19 protein-coding genes are annotated in these 19490 nt (G+C 55.6%); 13 read left to right on the top strand and 6 right to left on the bottom strand.

Annotated elements, in window-relative coordinates; translation table 11 throughout:
* The 4 genes from AC5S16_RS10040 to AC5S16_RS10055 all read left to right on the top strand — a co-directional run bounded on the left by AC5S16_RS10040 (position 1) and on the right by AC5S16_RS10055 (position 3276).
* Positions 1-513, top strand: a complete 513-nt coding sequence (locus AC5S16_RS10040) for an anthrone oxygenase family protein (protein WP_493929922.1) — start codon at positions 1-3, stop codon at positions 511-513.
* A 278-nt stretch (positions 514-791) separates the two neighbouring features.
* Positions 792-1616 carry a LytR/AlgR family response regulator transcription factor gene (locus tag AC5S16_RS10045; RefSeq protein ID WP_493929923.1) on the top strand — a complete coding sequence of 275 codons (825 nt, stop codon included), beginning with the start codon at positions 792-794 and terminating at the stop codon, positions 1614-1616.
* Between the two features lie 620 nt (positions 1617-2236).
* Positions 2237-3073 carry a hypothetical protein gene (locus AC5S16_RS10050; RefSeq protein WP_493929924.1) on the top strand — a complete coding sequence of 279 codons (837 nt, stop codon included), beginning with the start codon at positions 2237-2239 and terminating at the stop codon, positions 3071-3073.
* 5 nt (positions 3074-3078) lie between these two features.
* The gene (locus tag AC5S16_RS10055; RefSeq protein WP_493929925.1) at positions 3079-3276 is read left to right on the top strand and encodes a hypothetical protein; all 198 of its coding nucleotides are present in this window, start codon (positions 3079-3081) and stop codon (positions 3274-3276) included.
* A gap of 505 nt (positions 3277-3781) precedes the next feature.
* Here AC5S16_RS10055 and AC5S16_RS10060 read toward each other — a convergent pair.
* Entirely contained in the window at positions 3782-5005 is a 1224-nt protein-coding gene (locus AC5S16_RS10060) for a hypothetical protein (RefSeq protein ID WP_493929926.1), read from the bottom strand.
* Positions 5006-5115: 110 nt separating this feature from the next.
* Between AC5S16_RS10060 and AC5S16_RS10065 the strand changes: the two genes are divergently transcribed.
* The 4 genes from AC5S16_RS10065 to AC5S16_RS10080 all read left to right on the top strand — a co-directional run bounded on the left by AC5S16_RS10065 (position 5116) and on the right by AC5S16_RS10080 (position 10211).
* Positions 5116-7179: a M13 family metallopeptidase gene (locus AC5S16_RS10065; RefSeq protein ID WP_493929927.1), complete on the top strand. Its 2064-nt coding sequence runs from the start codon at positions 5116-5118 to the stop codon at positions 7177-7179.
* 263 nt (positions 7180-7442) lie between these two features.
* Positions 7443-8369 carry a DMT family transporter gene (locus AC5S16_RS10070; protein WP_493929928.1) on the top strand — a complete coding sequence of 309 codons (927 nt, stop codon included), beginning with the start codon at positions 7443-7445 and terminating at the stop codon, positions 8367-8369.
* A gap of 148 nt (positions 8370-8517) precedes the next feature.
* A complete protein-coding gene (aqpZ, locus tag AC5S16_RS10075) occupies positions 8518-9231 on the top strand; it encodes an aquaporin Z (protein ID WP_493929929.1) in 714 nt (237 codons plus the stop codon).
* Positions 9232-9443: 212 nt separating this feature from the next.
* Complete coding sequence (locus AC5S16_RS10080; protein WP_493929930.1) at positions 9444-10211, top strand: class I SAM-dependent methyltransferase; 768 nt, start codon at positions 9444-9446, stop codon at positions 10209-10211.
* Positions 10212-10244: 33 nt separating this feature from the next.
* Here AC5S16_RS10080 and AC5S16_RS10085 read toward each other — a convergent pair whose 3' ends face one another.
* On the bottom strand, positions 10245-10844 hold the full coding sequence (locus AC5S16_RS10085) for a hypothetical protein (RefSeq protein WP_493929931.1): 600 nt from the start codon (positions 10842-10844) through the stop codon (positions 10245-10247).
* Between AC5S16_RS10085 and AC5S16_RS10090 the strand changes: the two genes are divergently transcribed.
* Entirely contained in the window at positions 10843-11298 is a 456-nt protein-coding gene (locus tag AC5S16_RS10090; protein ID WP_493929932.1) for a hypothetical protein, read from the top strand. The two genes, AC5S16_RS10085 and AC5S16_RS10090, sit on opposite strands and share 2 nt — an antisense overlap.
* Before the next feature lie 100 nt (positions 11299-11398).
* Entirely contained in the window at positions 11399-11611 is a 213-nt protein-coding gene (locus AC5S16_RS10095; RefSeq protein ID WP_493929933.1) for a hypothetical protein, read from the top strand.
* On the opposite strand, the gene AC5S16_RS10100 is transcribed toward AC5S16_RS10095, so the two are convergent.
* From AC5S16_RS10100 to lptE, 3 genes are read right to left on the bottom strand one after another with little or no spacing between them, the layout of a single operon-like run.
* Positions 11608-11829 carry a type II toxin-antitoxin system HicB family antitoxin gene (locus AC5S16_RS10100; RefSeq protein WP_493929934.1) on the bottom strand — a complete coding sequence of 74 codons (222 nt, stop codon included), beginning with the start codon at positions 11827-11829 and terminating at the stop codon, positions 11608-11610. The genes AC5S16_RS10095 and AC5S16_RS10100 overlap by 4 nt on opposite strands.
* Positions 11830-11837: 8 nt before the next feature.
* Positions 11838-12974 (bottom strand): DNA polymerase III subunit delta, encoded by a 1137-nt coding sequence (gene holA / locus AC5S16_RS10105; RefSeq protein WP_493929935.1) that lies wholly within the window; start codon positions 12972-12974, stop codon positions 11838-11840.
* Between the two features lie 32 nt (positions 12975-13006).
* Positions 13007-13531 carry an LPS assembly lipoprotein LptE gene (gene lptE / locus AC5S16_RS10110; protein WP_493929936.1) on the bottom strand — a complete coding sequence of 175 codons (525 nt, stop codon included), beginning with the start codon at positions 13529-13531 and terminating at the stop codon, positions 13007-13009.
* 160 nt (positions 13532-13691) lie between these two features.
* Between lptE and AC5S16_RS10115 the strand changes: the two genes are divergently transcribed.
* Positions 13692-16190: a GH116 family glycosyl hydrolase gene (locus AC5S16_RS10115; RefSeq protein ID WP_493930218.1), complete on the top strand. Its 2499-nt coding sequence runs from the start codon at positions 13692-13694 to the stop codon at positions 16188-16190.
* A gap of 20 nt (positions 16191-16210) precedes the next feature.
* On the opposite strand, the gene AC5S16_RS10120 is transcribed toward AC5S16_RS10115, so the two are convergent.
* Entirely contained in the window at positions 16211-17797 is a 1587-nt protein-coding gene (locus AC5S16_RS10120; RefSeq protein WP_493929937.1) for an MFS transporter, read from the bottom strand.
* Between the two features lie 86 nt (positions 17798-17883).
* Here AC5S16_RS10120 and AC5S16_RS10125 point away from each other — a divergent pair, with 86 nt between their 5' ends.
* Both AC5S16_RS10125 and AC5S16_RS10130 read left to right on the top strand, forming a co-directional pair.
* Positions 17884-18795, top strand: coding sequence for a LysR family transcriptional regulator (locus AC5S16_RS10125; RefSeq protein WP_493929938.1), 912 nt, complete (start codon positions 17884-17886; stop codon positions 18793-18795).
* A gap of 65 nt (positions 18796-18860) precedes the next feature.
* On the top strand, positions 18861-19460 hold the full coding sequence (locus tag AC5S16_RS10130) for a cupin (RefSeq protein WP_493929939.1): 600 nt from the start codon (positions 18861-18863) through the stop codon (positions 19458-19460).
* The last annotated feature ends 30 nt before the right edge of the window (positions 19461-19490 follow it).

Genomic DNA, 19490 nt, shown 5'->3' on the forward strand with positions numbered 1-19490 from the left:
ATGAGGCAGCCTGTCAGGAATAAAGCGGCCACGTTGGGTGTTTATTCCTATATGGAACAATCATTACAACTAGTCGTCGTCTTCTTCGCGGCATTAGCCACCGGTGGACTGATGGTCAACTGGATAGGGCTTGGACGCGCAATGTCTCGCCTGTCGAAATCGGCCTATGTTGAATTCCATCAGGCCACCAACCACACGTTCGATCCCTACATGCCGATCGTGGTGGCGGGTGCATTATTGGGCGGTGTTGTGCTCGCGATTCTTTCTCCAGGGATTCATTCGCTCACCGGCAAATTGGTCATTACCGGATCTGTCTGTTATGCCGCAGTCCTGGCAATTGCCTTGTCCACAAACGTCCGAATCAACAAACAGATCGCAAGCTGGTCCATTCAAAGGCCGCCCGATGACTGGACACTTATTCGCTCCAGTTGGGTTCGATTTCACATTGTCCGCACTCTTTTTTCACTTCCAGGATTGGCCTGCTACATTCTTGCGTGTCTTGTCGGTCGATGAAGTATCTGGCATATCCACCTCAATACAGGCGCCGAGACAATCACATTGTTTTCGGAACAGACACTACAGATGTAGTGCATGGCGCATCGAATTCACGATTTTGCACTTATAACAGCAGCGGAAGCACACCGGCAATTATCCAGTTTCAACTGGCCATGGACACAGCGACCAACGGGAGCGAAAAGGAAAGCAAAGCCATCAGGCCCAGCCGGGAATGGCGCGCAAAGCGCGCGTGTGCCTGGACGGCTAGTCCTCCTTTATACTTGGAGTTTGGTCTTATGGCTATGACTGCGCTCATTATCGATGACGAAGAGCTCGCGCGCGAGGAGCTGAAGTACCTGCTCGACACGACGGGCAGCGTGGAAGTGCTGGCGCAGGGAACGAACGGCGTTGAGGCTGTTGAGCTGATCCGCACGCACCAGCCTGACGTTGTTTTTCTCGATGTGCAGATGCCGGGGCTGGATGGCTTCGCGGTGCTCAAGAAGCTTCTCGAACATGAAGAGAGCGAGCACCTGCCACAGATCATCTTCGCCACGGCCTACGATCAGTATGCCGTCAAGGCATTCGATGTAAATGCCATTGATTATCTGCTGAAGCCGTTCGACAAGGCTCGCGTTCTGCAGGCCATCGAGCGGGCGCGCCTGCGGCTGAACGAAGTCCACGGACACGAGGCTGGAACTGCGCTGGACAAGGTAAACGACACGGGAGACGATGACCGGCTGAACGCGCTGCTCAGGCTGATTGAGCAACAGCAGCAGCACCGCCACAGCGGCAAGATTGTGCTTCAGGCACAGAGCCGTCTGCTTCTTGTAGACCAGAAGGACATCTGTTTCGCGTCGATAGACGAAGGCGTGATCACGGTGGTGACGCCCGCGCTTGAAGGCCAGTCAAAGTGCCGCACGCTCGAAGAACTGCTCGATCTGCTGGACCCTCTGACCTTCTGGCGGGCGCACCGGTCCTACGTCGTGAATATCAACCACATCAAGGAAGTGGTGCCATGGTTCAAGAGCAGCTACCAGCTGCGCATGGATGACAAAAAGCAGACCGAGATTCCGGTAAGCCGCGCACAGACGCGCAGGCTGCGGGAGTTATTTAAGCTGTAGGCGTTCTAATATGGCAAATATTTTATTACTGTAGTAATAATCGCCCTCCAAATTCCTCAGCATTTTTTTTATTGGCAGTGATATGTGCTCCCACGCCTGGGTTCTCATTAACGAGCTTCGAGTAAGGGAGAGCTATATGAAGAAGCTTTGGGTAGCAGGGCCTATGTTTTTAGCTGCCTTCAGTGGGTTTGCACAAAATGCAACCCGCATCGACGGACGGCATCATCCTGAATTGGTCCCAAACGATGCTGCATACCGCGCTGTTTTCCTTATGCAGTCTCATTTCGCAACACCGAAGAGATTGCACGTAGTGAGCAGTTCCATGTAAATCTCGGCTTAGCACCTGAAGATCATGAAGTTTATGACCAGATTCTCAGAGAATTCCGACAGCAATATGATTATCTGGTCCAGACGCACAATAAATTCATAGATTCAAGCGCATCTGCAAGCATTGAAGATTCACGTCAGGAAATTGCCGGGTTTAGACAGTCGCTTTCAACCCTTGTTCAAACTACACATAGCCTACTAGCAGTTCGACTGACGAAAGAAGGACTCGCCAGACTGGATGCTTTTATCCAATCGGAGAAGTCCAACATGATCGTTGGAGTCAGGAGCGCGCAATGAGACATTTCTTCAGACCGCTCTGCTTCATCTCGTTTGTATTTGCGGCTGCGGTCGCGCTGGCTCAGAATGGCGCATATTCTGCGTACTACTCCTATTCCACGACTTACAATTCCGACGGCAGTGCGACCGTAACTCCAACTGCTGAAGTAACAGGAACCGATGATGTGGATGACTGGGTAGAAGGCTGGCGTCCAGTTTGTAATCTAGGGCCGAAAATACAGTTAACTGGAGATGCAAATTGGGTGTCTGGTCCAGCAGCCGCCCTCGGAAAGGCTGTCGATTATGTCCGTACTGGACAGCCCATACAGATTCCTGCTGATGGTTCGACTGTTAATGTGCAATTTGCGGTCGAGGTGGATGTCCACTGTACGAGGCCCCCGACTCAGATTTATTACAAATATCCATCACTCGAAACTCTGGATACCTGGTCTGATATCGACCCTAATCAATGGTTTCTCGTGGGCTTTGGGCCACCTCAGACTAACCCGTCCTCCCCTTTCAATTACTGCCCATCTCCGGATAGTTGTCCTGTGGGGATAGGAGTGGCATCTGTTCCTAATTTTGTTGACTTCGCAGATTTTGTAAATTTTACAGCTAGGATCGCAGTTACAACCTATGCTATAAGTACCGTGAATGCAGATGGGACTGCAACTTATACACTTAGCTGTCCCAATGGTAATCAAAATGCCACCTGTGGCGAGCAGAATTACTTTGGCAGCGAGCCTTTTAATTGGGCCGAGGAGTTTCAACTTTACACGCGACCCGGGGGGTGTTGGCCTCTGGGAATTATTCAATACAAAAATGGTCCGCCAGCACCTTACCCATGCAGATGAAAGATATGAGAATCATCACAATAGCTATTATTTGCGGCGCTATAGCAGCGATCATTAAATATATTCCCTCTATACACTGGGAGATTGCTTGGCGTCACCACGGCATTCCATTGAATACAGTCTTATTCTGGATACTGCTGCTTATTGCAATCATGTTGGTGCTGATAAAAGCCGCTCAATCCATGGAGATTCCGTCTCGCTAATAAGGCATCGACAGACATACAGTGCTTCCGCTCCTATGCTCTTATTACGAGCTTATAGTACGGGGGGTACATGAAGAAGCTTTGGGGAGTAGTGCGTATGTTTCTAGCTGCCTTCAGTGGGATTCATACTGTATTAGACCCTTCACTCGGTATCTGCAAAAAGCAATAAGATCGGCGGAAACGGAGAAGATAAATGTGGAGAGAGTGGCTCGTCTTTCCGAGGGTATTGCTGGGCGGGATTATTGCGGCGACGATCATGTGGATTGGGATTTTATGTTATGGAGTTTGGCGGATAGCCTCACAGAACAAGGTAATGGAAAAAAACACGGCTGGGAGCTGAGGCCAACGGGTGGAATGCTCTTCTTCATTCGCCAAGTGTACTTTTACTACTTACCATAGCATTTGGAATAGGCCTTTATTTGACAAGTCGTCGGTAGCTGGAATCGTTAATACTTCCCCGCAACATGAGCCCTGATAACGAGCATATCGAATCTGACGGTAAATTTTAATGCGTAGCCCCGGCAACCGGGGGCAAATCATAAATCTCAATCGCGCCTTCGCGCAGAATCGCAAAGCGCGAGCCATCCGGAGAGAGCGCATAATTCTGGCCGGCGCTCAGGATGGGGTTTGCATTCTTCGCCAGCCGCAGCTGGCCTGTGGCTGTATCGAAGACGCCGACCATCTGGTTCACGATGGATGACTCATCGATGGGATCCATGACGCCGATGGGGTGCGAGACCTGCAGAGAGCTGTATGCGAAGCGGCTTCCATCTTGTGTGAGCTGGAAGGTCGGCCAGATATAGCGGCCTTCCCAGTTCTGCTGCCAGAGAACCTTGCCATCGAGATTCACGGCGCTGACCAGGTGATCGTTGCCGGAGCGCGGACAGGCAAAGATCAGCGCGACATCGTGGCTGACCGTCTCCTGTGATGGATGGCAGAATGACTCCATTTCGGTGAGCTCGCGCGGTTCGCCCTTGAAGGGAAGATAGCGGATGAGCCACTTGTCGCGGTTGCCGGCGATCGCCTGCAGATGCCCTTCGCCCATCATGGGGATATCGACTGCGTTAAGCGTTTCCGCGCGCGCAATCACAGCGCGGTTGTCGGCATGCATGATGTATATCTGCACCGGCTTTGCGTCAGGCGCCGAATCGCCGAGATAGCCGGATGCGCTGGCCAGCGCCTGGGGAGTCTCAGGATTCCCTTCTGCCTCGAGGACGATCAGCTTGCGGTCGGGCGAAATCTGCACCGACTCGAGCGGCGCGTCGCTTTTGATGAAGGGATGCAGCTGGAGGGTGTCGTCGGTGGTAAAGAGCGTGCTGCGCTGGCGCACCAGGAATCGTCCGTCGGCAAGACGCCAGAGGTACCGGGCATGGTCGTGCATGCGCCACTCGGCTTTGCTGAGCACTTTGCCGCTCGGCAGCTCGAGCACATCGGCGCGGATGGCCTGGTCTTCATCATTCGGCTGCGAATCCGGGGAGCGTTTCATCAGGCCGGTATGCCGGAACGTGAACAGCAGGTGGTCGTTATCTATGAAATCAAGAGAAATGGAAGACAGCCGTGCCGTGAGATAGAACGAGCTCGGCGCAGCATATCCCAGCGGCTCGACGGGGATGCGCTGGTCGGGCTTCGGGTCGGGAAGGTTCTGCCTGGGACCGGCGGCATGGAGCGGAACGCACAGGAGGGCACCCAGAAACGGCACCAATACCTGAACGCGCGCGCGCTTCTTCACCCCATACCTCATTCTCACCATTTTCCTACAAAGTGTGAACCGCATGACCATCCCTGGCGTATGTTTGTGATAGCGAAAAAAGCCAGAAGCTGTATTCTACGAGGGCCTGTATGAACCTGACCCGTATTTCTTTGCTTTCCAGCCTGCTCGTTGCCGGCTCTCTCATATCTTCAGCGCAGAGCGCGACGGAAACACCGAAAAAACTCAAAGCACTGGACCCTGCACTGATGGATACCAGCGTCGATCCCTGCGTGAACTTCTACCAGTACTCCTGCGGCGGATGGCTAAAGCAGAATCCGATTCCTTCTGACGAATCCTCGTACGGACGGGGCACAGAGCTCGAAAACCAGAACCGTCTCGTTCTGAAGTCGATTCTGGAAAAAGCTGCGGCGGGCGGCTCGGAGCGCACCGCGAATGAGCAGAAGATCGGCGACTACTATGCATCCTGCATCGATACCAACGCAATCAATCAAGCCGGCCTGAAGCCGGTCCAGCCGGTGCTCGATCGCATTGCCGCGCTCAAGTCGAAGAACGATCTGCCGGAACTCACGGCCTATCTCGACAGCATCGGCATTGGCAGCTTCTTTGGTTTCGGCAGCGACCAGGATTTCAAGGACGCAACACAGGAGATTGCTGAATTCGACCAGGCCGAGCTTGGGCTTCCGGAAAAAGGCTATTACGACCGCACCGATGAGAAATCCGTAAAATTGCGCGACCAGTACAAGGAGCACGTGGCACGCACATTTGAGCTGCTTGGCGAACCGAAGGCACAGGCAGCGAAAGATGCCGATACCGTCCTGAAAATCGAAACGGAGCTGGCAAAAAGCTCTCTCACCAACGTGGAGCGGCGCGACCCGCAGGCACTCTACCACAAACAGACGCTCACCAGGTTCGAAAGCGGCACACCAAATTTCGCCTTTGCGCGCTATCTGCGTGCGCTGGACACGCCGCCGGTGGAATCGCTCAATGTCACTGAACCCGGATTCTTTACCGGACTGAACCAGGTTCTGGCCTCAGCCGATCTTGAATCGATCAAGGCTTATCTGCGCTGGGCAGCGATCCGGCAGACGCCGGGAACAGCGCTGCCGCTGGCGCTCGATGATGAATGGTTCAATTTCTACGGAAAGATCCTGCAGGGCCAGCCGGAACAGCAGCCGCGCTGGAAGCGCTGCGTCCGTCTGACAGACCGTGCGCTGGGCGAGGCGCTGGGGCAGGTCTATGTCGCGCAGCGCTTCAGCCCACAGGACAAGCAGCGCACGCTGGAGCTGACGCACGATATCGAAGCCGCAATGGGCGGCGACATCGACCATCTCGACTGGATGAGCGACGCCACCAAGACGCGCGCGAAGGAAAAGCTGCATGCCGTCGCCAACAAAATCGGCTATCCCGACAAGTGGCGTGATTACTCGAACCTGAACGTCGTCCGCGGAGATGCGCTCGGGAATGCGGAGCGCGCAACTGCATTCGAGGTGAAGCGGCAGATCAACAAGATCGGCAAGCCGGTTGATCGCGGGGAGTGGGGCATGACGCCGCCTACCGTGAACGCCTACTACAATCCGCAGATGAATGACATCAACTTCCCTGCCGGCATTCTGCAGCCGCCGTACTTCGATCCCAGCCAGAACGATGCGGTGAACTATGGCGACGCCGGAGGCGTGATCGGGCACGAGCTGACACACGGCTTCGACGACCAGGGCCGCCAGTTTGATGCGGAGGGCAATCTCAAGGAGTGGTGGACTCCTGAAGACGGAAAGAAATTTACCTCGCGCGCAGACTGCGTGGTGAAAGAATACGACGGCTTCGTTGCGGTCGACGATCTGCACGTCAACGGCAAGCTCACGCTGGGCGAGAACATCGCCGACCTGGGTGGCCTGAAGCTGGCCTTTCTCGCCTATCTTGACCGTGCGCAAAAGGGCGGCACCGACCTCACGAAAAAAGGCGATGCTGAATACGGCAGCCTCACTCCGGCGCAGCAGTTCTTTGTCGCCTACGGACAGGGCTGGTGCCAGAACAACCGCCCCGAAGACCTGCGGCTGCGAGTGCAGACCGATCCGCACTCGCCTGAAGAATTCCGCGTAAACGGAGTAGTGGTCAACCTGCCGGAATTCCAGAAAGCCTTCGCCTGCAAAACCGGCTCCCCCATGTCTCCTCCCACCCGCTGCACCATCTGGTGACTGCGCGTCAAGCGGGACGCGCGCTTTGCGCGCCATTCTTGCCTTTGCTCACTGCATTGGCTTTGATGGCGCTCCCGTTGGTCGCTCTCAGTTTTGCGTGAACAACCTGTTTGTCATCCTGAGCGAAGCGAAGGACCTGCTTTTCCTTTGAACTTTCATCAATACAAGCATTGGCTAGATGCTCGACTATCGAAACAAGAAGCAGATCCTTCGGCTACGCCTCAGGATGACAATGCCGACGGCACCCTAAAATGAGTACAAGTATGCCCTCCATTGCAACCAGCTCCGTTGAAAGACCAGCGCACGCGCTTACAGGATATGGGGCGTGTGCGCTGGCGGGGTGTCTTTGGGGCACAGGGTTTTTCTTTGGCAAGATTGCGCTGGCCGAGATGCCGGTGGCGCACATGGTCTTCTACCGGTTTGTCTTTGCCTGCCTTCCTCTGCTGTTCGTGCTGCGGCGTCCGCGGTTCACGCGGCGGGAGTGGTGGCTGCTGCTGGTGGCTTCCTTCTTCGGCATTCCCTTGCAATATTTGTTGCAGTTCCGCGGGCTCTCTTTAACTACAGTGAGTCATGCTGCGCTGATGGTCGGCACTATGCCAGTGATTCTGGCTGTAGGGGCATCCATCTTCATGCATGAGAGGCTCGACTGGAAAGGCTGGCTCGCGCTCGCGGCATCGACGGCCGGTGTGTCCATGATCGTGCTTGGCGGGCATTCTATATCGGAGCATGGGCCGACACTGGCCGGCGACATGCTGGTTGTGGTTTCACTGCTGATCGCTCTGGCGTGGGTTCTGTTGAATAAACACCTGATGCAGACGAATTCGCCACTGCAGGTCACCGCCTGGAGCCTGTTAAGCGGATCAGCCATGCTCTTCGCGTGGGTGCTGCTGCGCAATGGTCCGCCGCCGGTGCATGGCGTAAGCACACACGCATGGCTGGCCTTGATGGCGAGCGGAGTGCTGTGCACGACCTGCGCCATGCTGCTCTGGAATATGGGCATCCACCGCGTGCCGGCTTCGCGCGCCGGAGTCTTCCTGAACATCGAGCCAGCCCTGGGCTCGATCCTGGGAGTAAAGCTGCTCGGCGAAAGACTGGGGCCACTTGCCTGGCTTGGCGGCGGACTGATCCTGGCCGCGGCCATTACGCTGACCAGCGGCGGCAAGGGCGTGGAAGAAATTGTCGTCGAATAGAGTCTAAAATCATTTAATTCATATACTTATACAACCATTCCTAAACCTTAAACCATTCCTGCGCAGAAATTCAGGTTCGCTTTTGTAAATGCTTCTGTGCTAACGTCTTGGGCGGATTCAGAACTCGTTGTGCAAGGAGGATTCGTCTGTGTCGTCATTGATTCGGCGTTCGATTGCGGAGTTTCTGGGAACCTTCTGGCTGGTCTTCGGTGGTTGCGGAGCAGCTTTAGTTTCAGCAGCCTTCCCTGAACTGGGGATCGGCTTTCTCGGTGTAGCTTTTGCCTTCGGTTTAACGGTGCTGACCATGGCGTTTGCCATTGGCCACATCTCCGGTTGTCATCTTAACCCTGCCATTTCCTGCGGGCTTGTCGCGGGCAAGCGCTTCCCGGTAAAGGACCTGCCTGCCTACATCATCGCCCAGGTGCTGGGAGGCATTGCCGCAGCGGCGGTGCTCTACCTCATCGTCACCGGCAACCCTTCGTTTGACGCTGCCACCAGCAGCTTTGCCTCGAACGGCTTTGGCGCGCACTCGCCCGGCGGATATAGTCTGCTGGCCTGCTTCGTGGCCGAGTTTGTGCTGACGGGCTTCTTTGTGTGGGTCATCATGGGCTCGACGGACAAGCGCGCTCCTGCGGGCCTTGCTCCGATCGCGATCGGCCTCTGCCTCACGCTGATCCACCTCATCAGCATTCCGATTACCAATACATCGGTAAACCCGGCACGCAGCACCGGCCCGGCAATCTTTGCCGGATACTGGTGGCCTCTGCAGCAGCTGTGGCTCTTCTGGGTCGCCCCGATTCTTGGCGGCGTGGCAGGCGGATTTGTTTACGCCTTCCTGATGGAAGACAAATCGTCCCAGTAACCGAACCTGTTTTATTCCAGGAGTGGCCTTCTCTAAAAGAGAGGGCCTCCTTGAAAAGACTGTGAAGTCGGGATATATTTTCCCCAAATTGGGCGTTCTTCCACTAAAGAACTGAGACGCGAAACGAATCAATCCCTGAGCGACTCTGGAAATAGAGGCAGTAGCAAAGTCAGAGAAGTGCGAATTGAGAAGAATGGAGACGACTGTCCTGCATGCTCTACTTCACCAAGAACTTTGTAGTTCCTCTTCTGAAACGCCGCAAGTGGACGCGCGTGTGTGAAATCGGCGCGAGTTTTGGTGGAAGCACGGACCTTCTGGCTGAGGTCCCCAATGCCGTAGTAACAGTCATCGATCCTTGTCTGGATTGCTCGCTTACTGAAAAGTACGCCCAGCGCCATCTAAGCGTGCGAGTGAAACAAGGTACAAGCCTTGAGATACTGCCTACGCTCCATGACGCATACGACTGCATCATCATCGATGGCGATCATAACTGGTATACCGTTTATCACGAACTGAAATTGATTTCGGAGAGAAATCTTCTCAGTAAGGGCGGCATCGTTTTCTTCCACGACACGGAATGGCCCTGGGCGCGCCGGGATATGTATTACCAGCCTGAATTGATCCCGGAGGAGTACCGCCATGATATGGACGAAAAGGTCCAGGGCGGAATACCCAATGATGACGGAAGCTATCGGGAATATACAAAAGCTACGCACGAAGGCGGCGCACGTAACGGAGTTCTCACCGCTATTGAAGATTTTCTGCAGGAGCAGCAAGACAGATACATCTTTTCCAAAGTGCTGAGCCATGGCGGCATGGGAATCATGTACCATCGCAAAAGCTTTGCAGACGATCTTTCCTTTCTGGCAATCCAGGGAAAGGTCGCGTCGCACAATGCCGCTGTGCGCTCCATGCGATTTGCCAGGACTCACTTTCATTTGAAATCTACTGCGCCAGGATCATTGTCGGGACGAGCCTGAGGAGAATGCGACGAACGATTCGTCCGATATGAATCACTTCGAAGGCGCCGGAGTTTCCGGCGCCTTTGTTGTCTGCGTGCAATGCAGAACGTCGGATGACTGAAACTCGCCATCTTTCGCTTTGCGCGATTCCCAGGAAACATCGAAGGCCTTCGTTCCGGTGACCGTGTAGACGAAACGGTTTTCCGGCAAGGGCTGCGCATAGTGCGCCTCGGTGCTGGTGAAGATGAGCTTCGCATCCTGCCAGCCCGGACTGGTGTAGCGCGCGTAGCCAAAGTTGTTGATGTCCTCATTGATGTAGAGCTTCTGCGCCGGGTCATAGCGAACAAGATAGCGGCTGAGATATCCGGAGGGCTCGATGTCGGCTTCTGAAAGCTGCAGCCATGCTCCGCCAAGGATCGGTTCTACAGAATAGTGCGAATGGTGCGGCTTCCCATTGATAAATTGTCCTCTGCAATCCCATTCGCCGGTAAAGGTGAATCCATCCGGGCCGGACGGAATTGTCTGCTGGGCATTGACGTAATGAACAGAAAAAAGAAGCAGGGTCAGGGCAGGAAGCGTCCACAATCGCATGACAGAACTGTAGCTTTCGCTCTCGTCAGTGCAGCCCAGGTTGAGACAGGACGTTTCCATGAGGCGACAAAGCGACTGGAACCCGATCTTTGCCGGGGTGCTGCAGCGCTATAATGCCTTCATGAAGCGCAGCTACTCACAGGGAATGCGCCTGATCGCATTCTGCCTGCTCTTTGCCACGGCGGCATGGGATTATGCAGCCGGGGCTTCCGCGCTTCAGAATCTTCCAGCGTTGTTCTGCAAGCGGCTGGCGCATCATTCTGTGCCGGCTTGTTGTCCTCTGCCGGCTGCACCCGCAGCGCGCCAGTCGGCGGAGAAGTGTTGCGAAACGCCTGCGCCTTCACCGGACTCTATCCCTACGGCGAAAAAAGATGGCGTATGCAACGCGGCCTGCTGCATCTCGGTAGTTGCACTGCCGCCTCTTCCGCGAACTGCAGAAAATCAGCGCGAACTGCTCAAGCCGGTTCCATACGAGCGTGACGTCTTCGATTTGAAGATGGATATGCGAACTTAGAAATACTCTCAAGCTGCCTGTTCTGCCATGCGCATTTCTCAACGCGCATGGGAACCTATTGGCTTTCTCAACCTTGAGAGGAATCTATGAAAACCAAAGTATGGATGCTGGCGGCGCTGCTCGTCGCTTCGATGTGGACGATGACCGCCGCGGCGCTGACCGTAAAGGATGGCTGTTGCGCCATCTGCACCACCGGCAGCTGCGACGACTGCTGCGCCAGCCAGTGCTGCGCGGACAAATCATGCTGCAGCGACGGCTGCTGCTGAAACAAAAAGGCCCGGAAGCATTCGCTTCCGGGCCTTTTTTCTTCTAAGCAGGAATCTCAACTACATCAGAGTACGTGTGTGTCTCAGGAAGATCCAGACCGAGAGCGGTCATTTCTTCGATATAAATCTGAATCCCTTCGACGATCCGCTTGCGAGCTTCCGGGAGCGTTCGCCCGGATACAAGAATCGTAGGAAGATCAGGCGCGTATGCGCTGACACTGCCGTTTTCTGAGGTTTCGTAAATTACGGTGTATTTGTAACTCATCGAACTACCTATAATTCCATCGCATACTGCACGGCATCCGCACCCACAGGCACGACCTTGGGCTCGCTCGCCAGATCCATCACCAGGCGCTCGAGCACGAGCTTCTTATCGGGAGGCTGCGAGCGCAGCTCCAGATCGGCGCGGGCGATGAGGCGCAGGGCGCGCGTGAGTTCGCGTCTGGATTTGTAGCGGCGCGCCTGCCGGATGAGGTCTTCGGCAGCGAAAGGCGGCATGCGGAAGCCCTGCCACAATGCCTGCCAGATCGCGCGCGAGTCGCGGACGTTCTTTTCGAGAATCACCAGCATCTGGCGGAAGGTGCGCGCCAGCATATAAAGATGCCCGATGGCCGAGTCTTCGCCCCCATCAGAAGCATTGAGCAGCCCTTCAAGCAGTGCGAGAGCGCGCTGCTTGTCTTTGGCGGAAATCGCATCGGTCAGCTCATAGAGCGAACGCTGCTTGGCGGCAAGCACCATGGTCTCGACATCGCCCAGCGTGACCTGCTTTTTCAGTCCCGCGTAGAGGACGAGCTTTTCAAATTCGCCCGCGATAAGCATCATGTCCGCGCCCAGCGCATCGACCAGCTCGCGGGCCGCATCCTGCTCTAGTTTGACCTGCTGCTTCTCCGCCTCCGATAAAAGCCAGCGCAGCGCGTCGGCTTCATCCACGCGGGCCAGTTCTACGATGCCGCAGTGGTCGCCCAGTGTCTCGCGGATGCGCTCGTAGCGGTTCTTGTCCTCCATATCCATGCGGCGCGGATCGGAGGGGATGCGGATATGGTCAGCAACGAAGATGAGCATTGCCTGCGGGTTCGGCGAGCGGAAATAGCCGTCGATGGCGGCGAATTCCTCTTTCTTGGCGCCGCGCGTGTAAAGCTGCTTCAGGTTGCGGATGAAGAGCACCTGAAAGGGCGCCATGAGCGAGGGTGTCTGCGCTCGGTCGAGCGCTTCAAAGATGCTGGTCTCGGCAAGATCGATCTCCGAGAGGCAGAAGTCGCGCAGGTCGGCGGGCACAAAGGCGTCCAGCACAGCGCGGCGGCAGCGTTCATAAAGAAAAATCTCATCGCCGATGAGAACATAACCCGCGCGCAGCTTGTTGCCGCGGACTTCAGCCAGAAACCTGTCCGTGGAGGCGAAGCCTGCTCCCATTTAGGCTGCCTCCTGTTTGTGAGCGTAATCCATCAGAAGGACTCCAGAATATCGGAGACCAGCGCCTGCGCAAAGTCACGGGAGAGTCGCTGAACAGCCGCGGGGTCTTCCTGAATAAAGCTGACCAGGTCCTGCGTCGTCTGGTACTGCTGGCGGAAGGTGTACGACTTGTTCTCGTAAATCACGCGCTTGTCGCGGTCCAGCACCTTGACGCTGGCGTTTACCGTGATCAAAAAGCTCGATGACTGCCCGGTCTGGATGTTGTAAGTCAGCGGAATGACCTGGAATCCAGTGATCGCACCGTCAAGAACAGCGTCACCAATGTCAGGCTTGTCCGAGGCCAGCACTTTGTAAGGCGTACGGCTGGTGAACTCGCGGATAACCGCATTGGTGAAAGCGACTTCCGTATGGAAAGACTGCGTGTGATTCGCGAACGTGGGCACTTCAAGGGTGTGCACGTTTTGAGGAAGATGCGCGGCGGAATGAACGGTATGGTATCCGCAGCCGGTGATTGCCAGACCGAGCAGCGCAGCCATTACAAAAGAGAAGCGGGACATTCAGTCACATTTTCTCATCTGCTTGCACATTGCGCCTGAATGTGAGACACATAATCCACAACGTCCCCCGTTACAACACTCAGAAGATAGGTAGCCCCTTCACGGGATTAATGCGGTATGCATATATGATGGCGGTGTTCGGAGGGCCCCGGGCTTGCTAGTGAAACGTTTTATTTGCCTTATTTTTTTTGCTTTGGCTTGTTCTCGAAGTCTTCATGCTGACGATCACATCCCGCAGGCGGCATGGAAAATCGGGATTGGCCTTCCACCGCCAAATCCTGGCGGTCGCAAGCCCACTCTACCTACCAACATCGATGATGGCTACTGGCAGGGCGCACCCGTAGGCGGATTCGGAGCAGGCACTTTTTCCCGCAGCTATCGCGGAAACTTCGAGCGCTGGCACATCAAGGCTGGCGTCCATAAGTATGAGAACGTTCCGGGAGACCAGTTCGCCGTCTTCATTCAGCCTGAAGGCGAAGCAGGACGCGCCGTCGCTCTTTCCACCGGCAAGCCGCTCAACGGAGCGCTTTCCGGATGGAACTGGTCCTATCCCGCGGGAGCAGGCGTGTATGCGGCGCTCTATCCGAAGGCCTGGTGGGCGTATGACGCGAAGCAGCTGGGCATCAAGCTCACGCTGGAGCAGTTCTCTCCCCTGCTGCCGCACAACTACAAGGAATCGAGCTACCCGGTCGCCATCTACAACTGGTACGCGGAAAATCCTTCGGACAAGCCGGTCACCGTTTCCCTGCTTTTCTCATGGACCAACATGGTCGGCTGGTTCCGCGATGGAACCACCGGATTCAGCGCGGCTCTCAGCAACCAGAACAGGAACCGCTACGTTTCTGAAAGCATGACCGGCGGAACGATGCAGGGCATAGTCTTTGACCGTCTGCGCCTGGGGGCGGTGCGCAATGACTGGGACGGCCAGTTTGCCATTGCGACAAAGTCGGGCCCGGACGTGGATGTGACCTACCTCACCACTTACTATCCGCAAGGCCCGGGCATGGAAGTCTGGCAGCCCTTCTCGACGGACGGCAGGCTCCCCGATGCCGCGCCCGAACTCGCCAGCAGCGGCGAGCAGATCGGCGGAGCCATTGCCGTGCGCTTCACGCTTGCTCCGCATGAAAAGAAGACCGTGCCCATGGCATTGGCCTGGGATCTGCCGCTGGTTCATTTCGGTGGAGGACGCAAGTGGGTGCGCCACTACACAAAATTCTTCGACGCAGAAGGCACGCATGCATGGCAAATCGCAAAGGCCGCGCTCGAGTCTGACGATGACTGGAGCAAGGCCATCGATCTCTGGCAGAAGCCTTACATCGAGGATGAGACGAAACCTCTGTGGTATCGCGGCGAGCTGTTCAATGAGATGTACATCCTCGCCGATGGCGGAACAGTGTGGGCGCATGAGGTCGATGGCATCGGCAACTCGAGCCATCCTTCCTCAAAGGACGACGATACCTTCAGCTATCTCGAATGCTTCGACTATCCCTATTACGGCACACTGGATGTGCTGTTCTATGGCTCTTTCCCTCTCGTCCGCTTCTGGCCTGAGCTTGAAAAGCAGGAGATGCGCCAGTACACAGATACTGTTCCTGAGAGCAATCAACAGAAATACCTCTGGAGCTGGCTGACACAGCACGAGCACAAAATCGCCACCATGACGCGGAAGACGGCGGGCTCTGTGCCGCATGACCTGGGCGCGCCGCAGGAAGATCCCTTCGTCAATGTGAACCAGTACAACTATCAGGACGTCTCCAACTGGCGCGACCTGAACAGCAAGTATGTGCTGATGATCTGGCGCGACTACGTCTATACAGGAAACAGCGACACCCCCTTTCTGCAGTACTCGTGGAACTCGGTAAAGACGGCCATGGAATATCTGCGCCAGTACGATGCGGACGGCGACGGCCTGATTGAAAACGGCGGCTTCCCTGACCAGACCTACGACGACTGGATCGCCAAGGGCGAAAGCGCCTACAGCGGCGGGCTTTATCTTGCAGCACTGCGGGCCACTGCTGAAATTGCGCGCAAGGTAGGCGATCCCGGATCAGCCGCAAGCTACGATGCGCTTTTCAGGAAAGCGCAGGCGGCATACATCAAGAAGCTCTGGAACGGGATGTACTTCAACTACGACACCGCAAGCGAGTATCGCTCCGACATCATGGCCGAGCAGCTTGCCGGGCAGTGGTACGCGAACCTGACGGGACTAGGCGACCTTGTCCCAAGAAGAATGCGCCTCTCGGCGCTCCGGCGCGTGTACAACTACAACGTGATGCTCTTCGGCAACGGACAGATGGGCGCGGTAAACGGCATCGGCGAAAATGGAGAGCCGCTGACCGACAATCCGCAGGTCACCGAAGTCTGGACAGGCACGACCTTCGGCGTCGCCTCGCACATGATCTCCGAAGGCATGCGCGACGAAGCCTTCAAAGCAGCCGAGGGCGTCTATAACGTGGTCTGGCATGATCGCGGATATTTCTTCCGCACTCCCGAGGCATATGACGAAGACGGCATGTACCGCGCCGGCATGTACATGCGCCCGGGAGCAATCTGGTCCATGCAGTACGCCGATGAATTACCGAAAAACAACCTGAAGGCTGACGCCGAGCTGGATATTCCCAAAGCTGCTGCCAAGGCAAAGCGAAGCCGGCCGAAATAGCTCCACGGAATACGAGAAGTTCAATCTCCACAAGGCCGTTCACCACAAGGAACCGCTTTGAAAGAATGATCCGCGAGCACAACTCGATTGGATTTCAGAGGTGCGAAAATCACAAAGCTGGCAACAGCCAGAATCCAGGCGCCAATACCTCCGTACAACATCACAAGCCCAAAACCATGCACAAGGGCGGCATGAACGACAGCTCCAGATGAGTCCAAAGAAGACAGCTCGGGAAATACTTGCTTGAGAGAACCAAAATTTCCAGCAGCGATCTTTTCTGCAAGAGAACGTAATCGCAGTGAATCCAGGGCCCCAGGAAGAGCGCTCTTCAGGTAAGACAGGACACCTTCCACCAGAATGAATCCCATCAAAGCAATGTTGATGGCCAGCGTAATCAATCGTGCGCTCATGTCGATGCCAGAAGCCATACCGGCGCGCGTGCTCGGAACCGAGCCTGTAGTCGTATTCGTCACTGGAGTATTGGTCAAGCCCAGCCCGATACCAGCCAGCAAACAGCCGGGAAGCATCGTGAGTCCGCTGGCATGGGAAGCACCGCTGCCAAACTTCATCAAAATGAAACCCAGCCCAATCGTGAACATGCCAGCAGGAATAACCATGCCGGGCTGATATTTATGCGCAAGCCGCTCTCCTGTTGGAGGAACCACCAAAGTAGGTAACGTATAGGCCAGCAGCGACAATCCAGCGGTTACGCTGCCATAGCCCAAAGCGCTTTGGAAAAAGACCGGCAGATAAATCATAAACGGCCAGAAGCTGAAATTCATGCCCATCGAGCCAAGAAGCGCGCCGGAAAAATTACGAATCCTGAACACCGAAAAATCAAACATCGGACGCGAGCTTTTCTTTTCCACGAAGAGAAAAATGAGGAAGCTTACCGCCGAAGCAACCATGATGCTGATAGCAGCCAGGCTGGTAAAGCCAAGATCAGGCCCTTGCGTAATGAAATACGCTAATCCAAAAACAGACAAGGAAAGCGTGATGATGCCCGCGGTATCGAGCTTTTCTGCGTGTGGATCACGCGACTCCTGAACGCCACTGAAAACCAGAATCAAAGTTATGGCCGAGAGCAGAACATGGATCAGAAACACCCATTGCCAGTTCGATACCGCAACGATCATGCCGCCGATGATCGGTCCAAAACCCAGACCGATACCGAAGATAATTCCCCATGCCCCAAAGGCTTTGACCCGGTCTTTGCCTTCCTGAAACTGGTAGGAGAGCACGGCCACCTGACAGATCAGCATCGTGCCGCCTCCCAACCCTTGAAGAAACCGGCTGACGATCAGAACAGGCGCACTCTGCGCCAATCCACAAAGCAGGGACGTGACACCAAACGCGGCGATACCAATGACGAAGATACGCCTCCGTCCAAACCGGTCTGCCAGCGTTCCCGTCGCCATCAGAACAGTCGTACAGGCGATGGTGTATGCATTCATGATCCATTGCATGTCCTTGAAATCGCCATGTAGTACTTTTTCGAGAGTGGTCAATATCACTGGCACGCTGGAAATCTCCAGGCCGAACATCAGCGATGCGAGACAAACAGCAGCCAGTGCGACGGTATTTTTCCGGGCAGATGAGAGCGTCATGAGGCCATCTTAGGCAGCTTTTCCTCATGACAGAAATGATTTTATTTTGTGTCATCTATGAATGGCATTCATCTATTAGGGTGACTATGGATTTTGATCCGGGACTTCTGCGCGCCTTCGTTGCCGTCAAGGAAACCGGCGGATTTACTCGTGCCGGGCAGCGGCTGAATCTCACTCAGTCAGCCATCAGTCATCAGATTCGGCGCCTTGAAGAACAAGTCGGCCGGCAGCTGCTGCATCGTACTACACGGCATCTCACTTTGACTGAAGATGGCGAAGAGTTCCTCCGCCACGCCGAGCAGATTCTATCTTCGCTCGACGCGTTAACGCAGCGCTTTCAGCCCTCGCCTGTCTCAGGTGTTGTGCGTTTTGGAGTGCCGGAGAGCTTTATGGGTGACCGGCTCCCACCGCTTCTGTGCCAGTTTGCCCGCGCATTTCCATCTGTACGTCTTGACGTAAGCGTCACTACCTATCTGGATCTGCGTACCATGATTGAGGCCGACGAGCTCGATCTCGCCGTAGTGCTGTCCATGTCTGACAAACAGGGTGAGCTGGTTTTGCGGCAGACGCAGTTCGTATGGGTCGCAGCAGAAACATTTGAGGCTCCACGCGGCTCGCTGCCTCTTGCGCTTGCTCCCGCGCAGTGCGTCAATCGGCAGGTAGGTCTTGCGGCGCTTGCCGGAACTTCCGTCGAATGGCACGTCGTATTCACTTCGCCGAGCTATCAGGGACTCCGCGCAGCAGTGCTGGCCGGTCTTGGCATCACGGTGCTGACACTCGAGGACCTCGAGCCGGGCATAAAAGTGGTCGATGGCCAATACGGCTTGCCTTCATTGCCAAAGGTCGATTTCACATTGGTCTGGGGCGAGAGTGGCCAGACATTAGCAGCCCGTGAATTTGCCCAGATGATCCTGAATATGCCGCAACCGCGTCACTCGCGAGTTCAATCTTCCAGGAGCGCGTTGGGAACAAAGACCGGGAGTCAAAGATCCGCGTAGCATGATTTCCATTTGCGAGTGACGATCGGATTTTCTGTGGCATCTCTTATAAAGAGAGCAAATTTATGACTCGCATGGATCGCCGCCGCTTCAACGCTATTCTCGCCGGTTTAGGATTGACCTCTGCCAGTTCGGGCTGGGCCGCACCCGCCGGCGTGCCTGAGCCGGAGATACTTCGCCTCTCCCGCAACGGCTGGATGCCTAACAATGAGCGCCTGCCCGTCCTGCTCTATCGCAAAACCGTGCCTGTAGCCGGCGCAGATCCCGCCGCGCACTTTGAGCAGCTTTTTCTGCGCAACGGATGGCCTCCGCAGTGGCGCAACGGCGTATATGACTTCCATCACTATCACTCGACGGCGCACGAAGTCCTCGGCTTTGCCGGAGGACACGCCCGCCTGATGCTTGGCGGCGAGAACGGCCATGAAGTAATTGTGAACGCCGGCGATGTGGCCGTCCTGCCTACAGGCACCGGACACTGCAAGCTTGAGGCCAGTTCTGACTTCCTGGTCGTCGGCGCATATCCGCCCGATCAGAGCTGGGACATCTGCCGCAGTGCTCCGTCGGAAGAAGCACAGAAGCGCATGGCAGCACTGGCGTTTCCGAACTCCGATCCTGTTGGCGGCACATCCGGTCAACTCAATGAATATTGGAAGTCGAGAACTTAACTGCATCTGCACTAAACTTGATACACTGGC

Source organism: Acidobacterium sp. FHG110202_01, assembly GCF_059115305.1.

Excerpts from the sequence above, each read along its gene's own strand:
- AC5S16_RS10040 (WP_493929922.1), top strand. The coding sequence starts at position 1 with ATGAGGCAGCCTGTCAGGAATAAAGCGGCCACGTTGGGTGTTTATTCC.
- AC5S16_RS10045 (WP_493929923.1), top strand. The coding sequence starts at position 792 with ATGGCTATGACTGCGCTCATTATCGATGACGAAGAGCTCGCGCGCGAG.
- AC5S16_RS10050 (WP_493929924.1), top strand. The coding sequence starts at position 2,237 with ATGAGACATTTCTTCAGACCGCTCTGCTTCATCTCGTTTGTATTTGCG.
- AC5S16_RS10055 (WP_493929925.1), top strand. The coding sequence starts at position 3,079 with ATGAGAATCATCACAATAGCTATTATTTGCGGCGCTATAGCAGCGATC.
- AC5S16_RS10065 (WP_493929927.1), top strand. The coding sequence starts at position 5,116 with ATGAACCTGACCCGTATTTCTTTGCTTTCCAGCCTGCTCGTTGCCGGC.
- AC5S16_RS10070 (WP_493929928.1), top strand. The coding sequence starts at position 7,443 with ATGCCCTCCATTGCAACCAGCTCCGTTGAAAGACCAGCGCACGCGCTT.
- AC5S16_RS10080 (WP_493929930.1), top strand. The coding sequence starts at position 9,444 with ATGCTCTACTTCACCAAGAACTTTGTAGTTCCTCTTCTGAAACGCCGC.
- AC5S16_RS10090 (WP_493929932.1), top strand. The coding sequence starts at position 10,843 with ATGAGGCGACAAAGCGACTGGAACCCGATCTTTGCCGGGGTGCTGCAG.
- AC5S16_RS10085 (WP_493929931.1), bottom strand. The coding sequence starts at position 10,844 with ATGGAAACGTCCTGTCTCAACCTGGGCTGCACTGACGAGAGCGAAAGC.
- AC5S16_RS10095 (WP_493929933.1), top strand. The coding sequence starts at position 11,399 with ATGGATGCTGGCGGCGCTGCTCGTCGCTTCGATGTGGACGATGACCGC.
- AC5S16_RS10100 (WP_493929934.1), bottom strand. The coding sequence starts at position 11,829 with ATGAGTTACAAATACACCGTAATTTACGAAACCTCAGAAAACGGCAGT.
- holA (WP_493929935.1), bottom strand. The coding sequence starts at position 12,974 with ATGGGAGCAGGCTTCGCCTCCACGGACAGGTTTCTGGCTGAAGTCCGC.
- lptE (WP_493929936.1), bottom strand. The coding sequence starts at position 13,531 with ATGTCCCGCTTCTCTTTTGTAATGGCTGCGCTGCTCGGTCTGGCAATC.
- AC5S16_RS10120 (WP_493929937.1), bottom strand. The coding sequence starts at position 17,797 with ATGACGCTCTCATCTGCCCGGAAAAATACCGTCGCACTGGCTGCTGTT.
- AC5S16_RS10125 (WP_493929938.1), top strand. The coding sequence starts at position 17,884 with ATGGATTTTGATCCGGGACTTCTGCGCGCCTTCGTTGCCGTCAAGGAA.
- AC5S16_RS10130 (WP_493929939.1), top strand. The coding sequence starts at position 18,861 with ATGACTCGCATGGATCGCCGCCGCTTCAACGCTATTCTCGCCGGTTTA.